Origin of the sequence: Anabaena sp. UHCC 0399 (genome assembly GCF_034931465.1) — a bacterium.
GTDB classification, from domain to species: domain Bacteria; phylum Cyanobacteriota; class Cyanobacteriia; order Cyanobacteriales; family Nostocaceae; genus Trichormus; species Trichormus minutissimus.
This window is the reverse complement of record NZ_JAYGGZ010000014.1, coordinates 62,723-76,059: the sequence shown is the minus strand read 5'-3', so window position 1 is coordinate 76,059 and position 13,337 is coordinate 62,723. Positions and strand designations below refer to the sequence as shown.

Sequence of the window (13,337 nt, the reverse complement as noted above, 5' to 3'; positions counted from 1 at the left end):
CTTATCCGAACCGTATTGGGAATTGAGATTCTTGATTATTAGAAAATATTTATACCACCTCAATAATTAGGGTTTGTCTTACACCTGAATATACTTCTCTAGTCTGATAATCTAGAGACTGTCACCTTTTCTTTATTTTTCAGCAAATCTTAATTACTATCGGTCAGTAAAATAACTGGCATAGTAAGCGCATAACTATACTGTAATCGAATGAAGATTTAAGTATCTCTACTAAACCCCCTCCGGCTTATGTCATCGCCCTTTGAGCATCCGCCTAAAATTGAATTAAAAATATCTTCCAACCATCCTGAGTTATTGGCAGGGTTGGATATATGGTTGCGCTTGGGTTTAATATCCGATATCCAAGTTAGACAAGTATGTCGAGAATTTCTTTCCTGTCGAGTGGAGTTACAACCCCAGGTTGAGCCTGAACTACAGCTAGTAGCTGCATCCCCTAGGAGATTAGAACAGCCATTAATTGCCTATCTACCTGAAGAACCCAAAAAACCCAAAAAACCAGCAAAACCCAATTTTGCTAACCAAATGTTGCAGTCTTTGGGGGCAGAATTAAGCGTCCGTTGGCTGCTGTTTTTGGGTGTATTTTTAGTAGTCTTATCTTCTGGGGTGTTGGCGGCGAGTCAGTGGGAGCGATTCCCAGCTTCGGGACAGTATGGAGTGTTATTTGCTTATACTTTGACTTTTTGGGGTTTAAGTTTTTGGGCTGGTAAACAAAATAACTTGAGATTAACGGCTCAGACATTGTTGATTGTCACCCTGTTGTTAGTGCCGATTAACTTTTGGGCAATGGATAGCTTCGGGTTGTGGCGTAATCCCTTAGACTGGTTGACAGTGGCGATCGCATCTCCAATTCTAACCATAATTACGGTTATTTTATGTAAAAATCGCACACTCATCACCAATGCACCCAGAGGCAAGTTACCTCTATTCAATATTTTGGGATTGACTTATCTGCATTGGGGTTGGCAATTACCCTTATTTCCCCTGACGGCGATTTATGTGGCAATGGTAGGTACGACTATCCTGACGCTGTATCAACATCGCCGCCAGCCACCTACACCACCAGAGGCACAACCACCGGGATTAGGGATTAATTTATATGCGTCTGTAATTATTTATGCTTTATTACTCTTACTAGGACGAGGAATATTTGTTGCTAGGGTTGATGTTACTCAATTAGGTTTAGCTATTGGGATTTGTGGTTGGTTAGGAACTTGGTTGGCACAGCAGGGAAGTAAGAGCGCAGGGACGCAGGGGAGCGAGGGAGCGAGGGAAAATAATGCTCCTGTATTGCAAGCGGATGTGATTTGGGAAAGACTGGGCGGGATTTTGCTATTTTTGGGGTGGTTGGTAGCAGTATTTAATTATCCAGCCCAAGCTATAGCTGTGAGTGGCTTGGCTTTGTGGGCGGTGACAGTCCGGTTGCACAGATATAATTTACAGATTGATTTATTATTATTCTTTGTCATTGGCTTGCAGGCGATTTGGTTGGGTTGGCGGCTAGTTCCCTCTGGTTTACAGCAATTAGCTATCACGGTGGGAACGCAACTCACCCAATCGCAAAATGAACCTTGGGCTTTATTGAGTGTGGTGTTATTTCCCTACCTAGTGTTCATGGTGGTGGTGACGGAGATTTTACACCAAGCCCGTAAGCGAGAAACAGCACAATTTGGCGAATTTATCACCCTGTTATTTGGGGCTTGTTTAACTGCGATCGCTACCGTTAATCCTACCTTGCGATCGCTCAATTTTCTCTCTTCTACCATCACTCTGGCAGTCGTCAGCAAACGGCGTTCTCCTCTCCCTATTCCCTTGGTGTACCTGACTCACACAATGGGAGTGCTGACATTTTGTTCGGGGATTGATTGGCTATTCCCAAATCTAGCTTTTCATCTGTGGGCAAGTATTTTATTAGTCCTGATGCTAGCAGAGTGGGGATTTAGCCTTGGTGATAGGGGGTTAGGTCAAAATGAACTATGGCGGCGTAGTGCATGGCATATGGGATTTGCACTTGCAGCCGTGAGTTTCTTGTTGCTGTGGACAAACGCGGAATCAGCTTGGACAGGAGTCATTAACAGCCAAGACTATTGGGGAGTAATTTGGTTAACTACACCCATCGCACTCACAGTTTTAGCTAGTCGGACAACTCAACGCCTGACTACAAATAGTTTCTTGGGTGTTCTGACGGTGTGTGCGGCGCAGTTACTCACCTTACCCCTTCCAGGAATGCGATTAATTGGTTTGGGTGTGGGTACTGGTGTGATGTATGCCAACACCCGCTATTTATTCAGCCAAGAATGTGCCGGTGTCACCATTGGCTTTGGTTTAAGTTTCATCACGGCGTTGCTGTGGGAAGGTATCCCTGGTTTAGCACGCCTAGCCATACCGGGGTGGTTTGTTGTCGGTGCGATCGCTACTTTCAGCTTATGGTTAGGACGAACAATACTATTACGACAAGATGATGAATTAGCGGAGATGTATGCAGCCGCTAGTGATAAATGGGCGATCGCACTATGCACTGTAGAGTTATTCTTAATGACCCTACATTCGTCCTTAGTGTATCAGGGTTCTGTCACTCCCGGATTTTGGTATTTAATCGCCACAACCATCACCTTAGCAGCCATTATTTATCGTAGTTGGCAACAACCCACAAACTGGGCATTTTATGGCATCGGTTGGGGTGTAGAGTTATTAGTTGCCGAAGTGTTGGGCTTTGGGGAACATTCAATTATTCGTGTGGCGATCGCTAATATTGCCTTGGGTTTATTCTCGCAGATTTTGGGCGAATGGTGGCGGCGCAGATTTCAATTAACTCGACTACCCAGCAGCTTCCACGTTTTACCCTTGATTTATGGTGCATTTAGTGTATTGCTGCGGGTAAATATCTTTACAAATTGGTCGGGGTTGGCTTCTTTGGGTGTAGCATTAATCTTTGTTGGGGTAGGACGACGCACCCGTGATTTAAAACCCTTGCTGTATTTGGGGATTATCGGCATTTCTATCTCTGCCTATGAACTCCTCTTCTATCAAATGTTACAAGCCTCTGGCGGTGGTTTAGGAGACGGCTTAATTGCAATGGCTGCCCTGGGTACGACTATCATGTCAGTCTACCGCGTCCTCACCCCGTGGCTGATAACATGGTTACGCCTCACCCCCCAAGAACTCAAAGGTATTGCCCATCTACACTGGGTTTGGAGTAGCGGCTTACTCATGATGGCAATTGTCCTACCTATTCAAGTTAACCGTATGGTGGGTTTAGGAACAGGGGCATTTTTGATTTCCTATGCCATCTTGCAAGGTAAACAATCTGCTAACGAAAATGACACCCTAGTCTTTGGACGCATCCCCACAGCAGACTTTTGGGTGTACCTGGGGTTCTTATTAATAGCTGGGATGAGGGTTTATTGGCGAGAAACCGCCGTCGGACAGTTTATTACCGGGGCGTTAGTACCTTGGAATGGTGCGATCGCCTGCATATTTGCTTACTTCTTATACAGTCTACCTTGGCAGCGTTGGGGCTGGTCTAAACAACCTTGGCAACTAGCCGCTTATATTGTCCCCCTAGTCATTCTGGCGGAAACTAGACTAGAAGTTTACCCGATTACCTTGGTAATAGCGGCTGCATACTATGTTTTTCTAGCCAAGTTAGGGGAAAATATTCGGTTCACATATATTAGTGTGGTTTTGATAGATTGGGCGTTGTTTTTGTGGTTCGATAGCTTACGCCTGGATTCCTTATGGTATGTGACAGTCATTGGTTTATCACTGCTGTATCTTGCCCAAGTAGACCCCCCAATGCAACAGCCAGAAAATAAACTACCCCGTCACACTTTAAGATTAATCAGCAGTGGTATAATTTGCGGCTGGGCAATCGTATTTTATCAAAACACCCCCTTGATACCGGGAGGATTTGCCCTGATTACTATTTTTGCTGGGTTAGCCTTACGTGTGCGGGCATTTCTTTACGTTGGCACAACCGCCTTTTTCATCACCAGTATTTATCAACTAGTAATATTTAGCTTGCGCTACCCCTTCCTCAAATGGGTAGTTGGGTTACTAGTTGGTGTTGCTCTAATTTCCATCGCCGCTAACTTTGAAACCCACCGCACTAAAATCACTTCATTGCTACGTAATACCAATAACGAATTTGAGGAGTGGCAATAATATTGCGTCAAGTTGCAAGTTCGTAGTAAGGACTTTAGTCCTAATTTTTTTAAGCACTTTAGTGCTTACTACAAACTTTTAAACCTAAGTTAATTCATTAATATCAGAACCTTTTTAAAAAATATGTTTACCAACATCCGCCGAATATTCAACCGATTTTTTAATAAGTCAAGAAAAATCAACAATGAACCTTTGAATAGGGTAAGTTTGATTGTGATTATCTTGATTGATATTTTTATCTTAATCAACGTTTTTACAGGACTGGATGATATTAGTAGATGGCATCTCAGCCCCACACAAGCTTATCCCTGCTATTCCGAATGGCAAAGTTACAGCAAACAAACTACTAAAGATAAAAACTATGAAATTGTCAGACTATCATTGCGATTTGATAGTAACAATAAACCTAGCCGATCAGAAATATATCAGCAAGCTGAAGCAGGTCATCTAGGAAAAGTTTCACCCACTTGTTTACAGTATGCAGAATCCCAAGATAAGATTAATAACTCCAAAAATCAGCAAACCATAAAAACCATTGATCAGAAACAAGTACAAATTAATAATTTTCAACAATCTAATAATCAGATTCGCGCTCAGTATGACTCTACACTCTTAGAAAAGATTGCCGGACAAACTCCTGGGCAATCCATTAATCAAGTCAGTGCCGCAAAAGCTAAACAAGAATTAGAAAATAATAATCTCAAAATTTCCCAACGAAAACAAGAAATTTCGCTGCTAAAGAATGAACTAATCAATCAACCAGAAAGTGTTAGTTTTCTAGGCTTTCTTCAGAAAGAAAATGAATTGATCAAAGTTGAGCAAGGCTATAAGCAAGCATCGTTTTGGTATCCAAGTATCCAATTGGCTTTTCAGTCTTTGTTTCTATTACCACTAATTTTTGTTGCCTTATTAGTACATCAATTTTCCCAGCGTAGAAGATATGGACTCATCTCGCTGATGAGTTGGCATTTGTTGGTGATCTTTTTTATTCCCTTAATCTTCAAAACCTTTGAATTTCTGCAATTTGGCTTAATTTCTCAAGTTATATTTGAGTTTATTAGTGCAGTTCTGGGTAGATTACTTTTCCTCATCAGCTATGTTTATATCTTGTTAATTCCCTTGATTGGTTTTGGCATCATCAAGTTTTTTCAAAAAATTATCCTTAACCCTAAACTTCAGGCTGTTAGCAGAGTTCAAAAATCACGCTGCGTCAAATGTGCAAAAAAAATTCAGCAGAATGATGCCTATTGTCCCCACTGTGGTTATTATCAATATGTTGAATGTCAAAACTGCCATAATCTGACTTACAAACATTTACCACACTGTAAACATTGCGGCAGTCTCCAAGATTCCAGTAATTAGCTGAAGTTCGGTACAGACTCCCCACACCCCAACATGAAACGCCCAATTTTATATGTAGCCATCACCAACCACGGCTTTGGTCATGCTACCCGTACTGCATCTGTAGCCGCAACAATTCAAAAGTTATATCCAGAAGTCCTGTTAATTATGGTGACTACTGCGCCTCGGTGGTTGCTGGAATGTTACATAGAGGGTGATTTTATCCATCGTCCGCGCGCTTTTGATTTGGGTGTGGTGCAAGCGGATAGCTTAAATATGGATAAAAACGCCACCTTGGCGAAATTACTAGATATTAAAAAGCGGCAAAATTCGTTAATTGCTTCCGAAGTAAATTTCATTCGCCAAAATCGTGTGCAGTTGATATTGGCAGATATTCCTTTCCTCGCGCCTCTATTTGCTCAAAAAGCAGGTATACCTTGTTGGATGATGAGTAACTTTGGCTGGGATTTAATCTACCGTGACTGGGGTGGGGAATTTGTGGCGATCGCTGATTGGATTAGTGAGTGTTATGGAGAGTGCGATCGCTTATTTCGTTTACCCTTTCACGAACCCATGCAAGCTTTCCCCAATATTACAGATGTCGGTTTAACTGGTGGTACTCCCCGTTACACGACTGAGGAAATCCGTGCTGTTTGGAGCATCACCGCACCTCAAGACAAAACTATCTTGTTAACCTTCGGTGGTTTGGGTTTACAACAAATTCCCTACGACAACCTCCGCCATTTCCCCGACTGGCAATTTATTGTCTTTGATCAGACTGCCCCAGATTTACCCAATTTAATCAAAATTAATGACCGAAAATTCCGCCCCGTCGATTTTATGCCCATTTGCGGACGGGTTGTTTCTAAGCCTGGCTACGGCACATTCTCCGAAGCTACCCTATTCGATGTCCCTCTTGTCACCATTCCCCGTGATGATTTTGCGGAAGCAGCTTTTCTTTTAGAAGGACTGGTAAATTACAACTTGCATCAAATTGTCACACCCGACGAGTTCTTTCAAGGTGACTGGGACTTCCTCAATCAACCACTCCAACCACCAAAACAATCACAGCCACTAGCTAAAGATGGAAATCAGGCGATCGCCCAAGCTATGATTAATTACTTCCAGTCGATAAAAGTGTAAAAACTCCGCGTACCTTTGCGCTTACCTTTGAGTACCTTTGCGTTTTCAACATCAACTTATGACTCACTACCAAAAACTCCTAAGAATTACTACTAACGGCAAATCATTCCTTAACATCACCTCAAAAATCGCAGCAACAGTTGCCGAATCAGGAATAGAAACTGGACTTTGCACGCTATTTTTACGCCATACTTCCGCCAGTTTAGTCATTCAAGAAAACGCCGATCCAGATGTACTAGTTGATTTAGCCAACTTCATGGCGAAACTTGTACCAGAATCAGGACAATATATTCATAATGCGGAAGGTGCTGATGATATGCCGGCACATATCCGCACAGCACTGACTCACACTTCTGAACATATCCCCATTAATCGCGGTCATTTAGTTTTAGGAACTTGGCAAGGAATCTATATTTGGGAACATCGCCAGCGCAGTCATGCGCGAGAGTTAGTTATCCACATTTCGGGATAATGACGCTTTCTTCATCAAATGAGGTATGTTATAGCCAGAGAGGAGTTTTTAAGAGGGATTGAGAAGTGCTTTGGATTTACGAAATTCGCGTACTACTTCTTTAATATCTTGGAGTTCTCCTTCTACTAAATAATTAAGTTTTCGCATTTCATCGGCGGATATTTTCCCTGTTAGTTGATTAATCGCTTTTTCGACTTGGGGGTATTTTTTTAAGGTTTCTTGTCTGACAATTGGTGTGGCTTCGTAAGGGGGAAAGTATTGTTGATCATCTTTGAGAACGAATAAACCCAAGCGAGCAATTTGTCCATCTGTGGAATTCCCTGCTACCATATCCACTTGTTTTTGAATTAATGCTCTATAGATTAAACCCAAGTCCATAATTCGCGGTGGTTTGGTAAATTTTAAATTATAGGTTTTAGCTAACCCTGGAAACCCATCTTCTCTTTCTAGAAATTCGTAGCCAAAACCGCCGCGCCATTGGGGTGTATATTGAGCTGCTTCGGATAGGGTTTGAATGTTGTAGCGTTTGGCATCTTCTCCCCTAATCATGATGGCAAAAGTATTTTCAAACCCCAAACTAGGCATTACTTCTAGCTGGAATTTTTGAGCGTAGGCTTGTTTTAATTTTTCATAAACTACTTTGGGGTCGTTAATTACTGCTTGTTTTAAAATACCAGTAAATGCTGTACCTGTATATTCAATATAAGCGTCAATTTTACCCGCAGTAATTGCTTGATGGCAGACAAAAGAACCGCCCAAGCGAGGACGGCGAACTACTTTCAAATCTGTGGTGTCTTCAATTTGTTGAGCTAAAATTTCGCCTAAAATATCTTGTTCTGTAAAATCTTTAGATGCTACAATAATATCGCCGCTACTACTTATTGGGTTGGTATTGCAACTGGCGATCGCCATCACTAATGCAAAGCTTAATAAGAGAACTATCAAAAATCTTTTCATAACACATGGTGGCGCAAAATTATTAACTTTTCACCTTTAATTTCTTCTCTAGCCATCCAATCAATAAATCAGCCACTAGTGCTATTACCGCCGCCGGCACTGCCCCAGCTAAAATTAATTGATTATTTACTACTGAAATTCCTCGAAAAATAAATACGCCCAAGCCTCCAGCACCAATTGCGGCGGCAATAGTTGCAATGCCAATACTAATAACTGTCGCTACTCGCACCCCCGCCAAAATCACCCCCATTCCTAAGGGAATTTCTACCTGTAATAACAATTGTCTGTCTGTCATCCCCATCCCTCGTCCAGCTTCCCGAATTGCTGGGTCTACTCCTGTTATACCTGTATAAGTATTACGAATTATTGGTAGTAAGGAATATAAAGTTAAGGCAACAATTGCAGGAACAACACCAATTCCACCAATGATAGGGACAGGAATCAATAAGCCAAATAATGCCAAACTGGGAATCGTTTGGAGAATATTAGCAACACCTAAAATTGGTTGTCGCAGTTGGGTTTGACGGGTGATTAAAATTCCTAAAGGAATACCGATAATGATGGCAATGCTAATGGCAACACCCACTAAAAATAAATGTTCCAGGGTGTGTTGCAAGATTTCAGGAGCATACTTAAACAGGAAGAAATCTTTCATAAGTTGTCTTGCAGTGAACGCAGACATTGCAGGAATGCCAGACTTTCAGGATGTTGCGATCGCATAAATTCATCCTTTGTCCCTAATACTACCAATTCTCCCCCATACATTAACCCAATTCGCGATGCCAAAACAAAGGCTTCTTGAATATCATGGGTGACAAAAACCACTGTCTTACCTAATTCCTGTTGCAACCGCCGAAATTCTTGTTGTAATTCTAAGCGGGTAATGGGATCGAGTGCGCCAAAGGGTTCATCCATTAATAATACAGGTGGATCTGCTGCTAACGCCCTGGCTACACCGACTCTTTGCTTTTGTCCCCCTGATAGTTCGTGGGGATAACGCCTAGCGAATTGTGTCGGTTCTAAGCCTACCAACTGCAATAATTCGTATACTCGTGTTTTAATTTGTTTAGGTTGCCAACCTTCCAAACTAGGGACTAAACCCACATTACGTTCTACTGTAAAGTGGGGAAACAAACCAGTCTCTTGAATGACATAACCAATCTTACGCCGGAGTTTAATTTCATCCCACTGGGTTGTCGGCACACCATCAAATAAAACCTCCCCTTGAGTGGGTGTAAACAGACGATTAATTAATTTCATAGTGGTAGTTTTACCGCTACCACTACGTCCGAGTAATACTAACGCTTCCCCCCGATGAATAACGAAATTGAGCCGCGACACCAAAGGACGATGGTTGCGGCTAAAGGTAACATCACAGAATTCAATAGCGGCTGAGTTATTTTGTGGCATTACATTAATTCGTAATTAGATCAATCATGACAAATTATGCTGCCTCTTAGCCTCAAACTTTACCATTCTGTGTCCCTTCTGAAAAATAGAATTAACTACTTGCCAATAACACTTTCGTTGCCGACTCTCCCATTTTCTTTAGTTGGCGCGTCATTTGGAACAACAACAAACCTAAAATACCTGTGTGTCCCATAATTGCGAAGAAACTTGTCATTGCTGATAATTCGCGTAATGGGGACAAAGCAACAATAGGTGCAGCTACGGAAAATAGCCACAAGAAAGTTTGGTTTTGGATACGGGAAAATAATATGGCTAAAGTGACTACGGGTAAAATTATCACAGCACCCAGAATACCGTTAGTCCAAAATAGCCTCTGTCCATTTTTCATCAATAAAAGTAGCTGGGTTAAGGCTGCATAGATGGCTGCTAAAGTACTAGCAAAAATTAGCGCGATTAGGGTATAGAATTTGTCAGTGGCACTGCTTAAAGAGATGAGAGTGAAAAAACTTAAGCCGCTAATAGCGATTATGGCATTAATGGCGATCGCTACTACACCCGGACTTTTTTCACCCCAAATTAAATCTTGCATTAACTTACGCTTACCTCCCTGCGGAGAAGCCATATGACGATAACGCGCCCAATCTTGTAAGGTGTGACGATGGGGAGTCAGTGCGGCGATTAAATACAAGAACAAAAACAAATTCAGAAATATCAGGGTAGCCATATTTTCTGTTAATGCAGAAGAATAACTGCCCTCACCAAAGACTAATTTTGACCAATTTGCACAGCCGATGGTGATAATTGTGAAAGCAATAGTGAGTAAATAACTCTGCTGTTTAGTTAGCATGGTAGCATTGCGATCGCGGAAGCAACGTTGCAATGATTGCCAGAAAAAATAACTCCCCAGTAAGTGAATCAATACAGCAAAGCCAATGATTATTGCCCAACTATTGCCTAATGGTAGAGCAAACCACTGGAAATTAGATAAACCTGAGCCAGGAATAAAATAGTAGGGGTTAATCAGCTTTAAGACTGCAATGGGGTAATCAAATGATATTTCATCTCTGAGTCCTTGCCGAGTTAATATGAGAAACCCTAAAACGGCACTACTTCCTAACCAAGCTTGAAAGCCACCTAGCCAAGAACCAACTAAGCTAAATAACAGTGCGCCACTGAAGTAAACCAGGCTAGTAGTAATCACAATTGCATAGAAGCTGAAAATGAAGCGCAAAGGAATTTCAGCATTTAAACCTAACCACAAATGTACAGGAATCGCTATACATACTCCCAAATATACAAGTATGGGAACTCCTAGCATTTTACCGAAGAGAATGCTTTGTGGTGATTGGGGACTCAAGCGAATAAAATTCAGCGTATCACGTCTTTCTTCAGCAGATAAATCGTGGATAAGTAGATAACTACCCGCCACGAGAATTGCAAAAGATCCGATCATACTCAAGCAGGTGAATGTATCTTGAAACCATAGCTGCCAGTTTATATTTATATTGCCGGAAGCATCTAAAAAACATTGACTTGCAATATTTAAATACTTGTCTGCACAGTATCTATTAGGTCTAGGATACAAGATATGATCACTATTCGGTAAGAGAGTTTGGAAATAAATAAACACTCCCAACTGACTCAATAACGAGGTAGTAATTGCTAGTAGCACATTACGTTTATTTAGCCTTCCTTTAATTTCCCTTAATAGTTGGGGATTCCAGTCTCCGATTTGATTTAGCCAATTAGTGTGCATAGTTAAAACTTGTTTGGTAATTGGTTTGCAAGAAGTATGCAACAGGCAGATGATTTTTAGTTCGTAGTAAGGACTTTAGTCCTTATTTTATTCGCGTAGTCTTTCATGGATAAGGAGAGGACTGAAGTCCTCTCTACGAGACGCTACGCGAACACTACAAACGATATAGTTAACGTCCGGCGAGCAATGCTTGAGTGGCAGATTCTCCTGCTAATTTTATCTGCCTATTGAGTTTAAAGTTCAACAATGTTAAAACAGTTAACTCAGATAAAAGTGCCATAAAAACTGTGATTGTTGCAGCTTCTTGTATCCCCACCCAGGGAAAACTAGACAGCAACCAAATTAGGGAGTTTTCAGAGGGTGAAATGCCTAAAAATCCTAAAATGGTGGGTGGTATAAACATGACTACACCTACAGTTCCCATTGCCCAAATACCGCGTTTAGGATTTTTCATTAATAGCATGAGTTGAGCTAAGGTAGTGTATATCATCATCATGCTAATAAATAAGGCTACAGATAGAATAGCTTTCATTCTGCCAATTTTATTCACCCAATCAATGGCATTGTTATGATGGAAATTTAATGCTGGGGCAAGAATAATCCAAGCTACTAAGGGGGTAAGAATAATTAAAAGGTTAATAACCATTGCTATCAAAGCCGGACTTTTTTCACTCCAAATTACATCCTTTAACCATGAATTATTCAAAAACCATTTGCGATTAGAAACTTGGTGATAACTATACCTTGACCAATCTTGGATTTCTTGACGATGAGGTGATAAAATTACCATCATCCCAAACAATAAAACTAAGTTAAAAAAAGCGATAATAAAAAAGTTTTGTCCTATTTGATGATTCAAATCGTAGTAGCAATTGTTCACATAAGGAGAACAATAGTTATTTGTATATTGTAGAGTAAATCCCCAAAAAACTAATTGACAACAACCTACAAACCAATAACTTTGAGATTTATTCAAAACTGCTGTATTGGGATTGCAAAAACGACGCTGTAGTGCTTGCCAAGCCCAGTAAATGCCAACACCATAGTTAAGTAAATGTAAGCCTACTAAACCCACAAGACTTTTACCTAGTGGTAAATAGAAAAGCTGTAATTTATCAAGAGATGATTGATCATAGCGACTAAATAAGTTACCAAATAGGTAACCCATCATATCAAAGGGGCTTAACAGTCTCAACCACGTAGCTGTATTGTGAATATTGGTGCTGTGTGATGATAAATTCAGGGTAATGAACAAAAATAGTAACACTGCACCACTAGCTAACCAAGGTTGAAAGCCACTAAACCAACGACTAATTAAAGCAAATAGCAGTGCATAACTGTAGAAGAAAATACAGCTAGCCACAAGAACTATATCAAAACTCAGAATGTGACTAAAGGCAAATTTGGCAGATAATCCAGCCAACAAATGTAAAGGTAAGGCAGTTAGAACTATGAGATAAATAACAATTGGCACTCCTAACATTTTGCCTGTTAAAATACTCATCTCTGATTGAGGAGTGAGACGCAAAAAATTGAGAGTGCCGCGATGATCTTCTTGAGCTAAATTATTGATGAGTAAATATGTGCCTGCAACTAATAAGATAAAGACAAACATCACACTGAGAGTTAAGAATATATATTCCCAGTGGTCTCGCCACCATATTTGAAGATTTATTTGGTCAGTGGGGCAGAATGTATCATACAAAAGCTTATTAAGCTTGGTCTGTTCAGTTTTTAAGTTGGCAAGTTGTGTTTTTAATACCTGAAGTTTTACCGGATCAAAATTTGGCTTACTAGTATAGGAATTAATTTTTTGCTGGACTTGATTAATTAATGGGTAAACTGAATTAAGGCGTTGTTGATACCCTGCACTTAAATTACAGTATGTTCCTGACATGGCATATTTTTCGCCAGGATAAGAACCAAGTTGATATAGAAAAATTCCCAGTTGAGCAATAAGCGATAAGCAAACAGCAATGACTATATTAAAAACCTTGAGACGACCTTTAATTTCTCTCAATAATTGAGGATTCCAGTCACCTATTTTATCGATAAAATTCAGCATCATTGGAAAAT

General features: G+C 40.7%; 9 protein-coding genes. 4 read left to right on the top strand and 5 right to left on the bottom strand.

The genetic code is table 11. The features are described 5' to 3' along the window. Nucleotides 1-249 precede the first annotated feature (249 nt). The 4 genes from VB693_RS10280 (at nt 250) to VB693_RS10265 (ending at nt 7,138) form a co-directional block, all read left to right on the top strand. Nucleotides 250-4,182 carry a DUF2157 domain-containing protein gene (locus tag VB693_RS10280; protein ID WP_323266178.1) on the top strand — a complete coding sequence of 1,311 codons (3,933 nt, stop codon included), beginning with the start codon at nt 250-252 and terminating at the stop codon, nt 4,180-4,182. A gap of 123 nt (nt 4,183-4,305) precedes the next feature. Then, nucleotides 4,306-5,544: a hypothetical protein gene (locus VB693_RS10275; protein ID WP_323266177.1), complete on the top strand. Its 1,239-nt coding sequence runs from the start codon at nt 4,306-4,308 to the stop codon at nt 5,542-5,544. 33 nt (nt 5,545-5,577) lie between these two features. Then, nucleotides 5,578-6,666 (top strand): glycosyl transferase, encoded by a 1,089-nt coding sequence (locus VB693_RS10270; RefSeq protein ID WP_323266176.1) that lies wholly within the window; start codon nt 5,578-5,580, stop codon nt 6,664-6,666. Nucleotides 6,667-6,724: 58 nt separating this feature from the next. Continuing rightward, nucleotides 6,725-7,138: a secondary thiamine-phosphate synthase enzyme YjbQ gene (locus VB693_RS10265; protein WP_323266175.1), complete on the top strand. Its 414-nt coding sequence runs from the start codon at nt 6,725-6,727 to the stop codon at nt 7,136-7,138. 48 nt (nt 7,139-7,186) lie between these two features. Here the strand turns inward: VB693_RS10265 and VB693_RS10260 are convergent, their stop codons facing one another. From VB693_RS10260 to VB693_RS10240, 5 genes are all read right to left on the bottom strand, one after another. After that, entirely contained in the window at nt 7,187-8,095 is a 909-nt protein-coding gene (locus VB693_RS10260) for a glycine betaine ABC transporter substrate-binding protein (protein ID WP_323266174.1), read from the bottom strand. Nucleotides 8,096-8,117: 22 nt separating this feature from the next. Next, nucleotides 8,118-8,750 (bottom strand): ABC transporter permease, encoded by a 633-nt coding sequence (locus VB693_RS10255; protein ID WP_323266173.1) that lies wholly within the window; start codon nt 8,748-8,750, stop codon nt 8,118-8,120. Further along, the gene (locus tag VB693_RS10250; protein ID WP_323266172.1) at nt 8,747-9,505 is read right to left on the bottom strand and encodes an ATP-binding cassette domain-containing protein; all 759 of its coding nucleotides are present in this window, start codon (nt 9,503-9,505) and stop codon (nt 8,747-8,749) included. The genes VB693_RS10255 and VB693_RS10250 overlap by 4 nt, the downstream gene beginning before the upstream one ends. A gap of 91 nt (nt 9,506-9,596) precedes the next feature. Beyond that, entirely contained in the window at nt 9,597-11,261 is a 1,665-nt protein-coding gene (locus VB693_RS10245) for a hypothetical protein (RefSeq protein WP_323266171.1), read from the bottom strand. A 169-nt stretch (nt 11,262-11,430) separates the two neighbouring features. Next, nucleotides 11,431-13,329, bottom strand: coding sequence for an ABC transporter permease subunit (locus VB693_RS10240; protein ID WP_323266170.1), 1,899 nt, complete (start codon nt 13,327-13,329; stop codon nt 11,431-11,433). Nucleotides 13,330-13,337 lie beyond the last annotated feature (8 nt).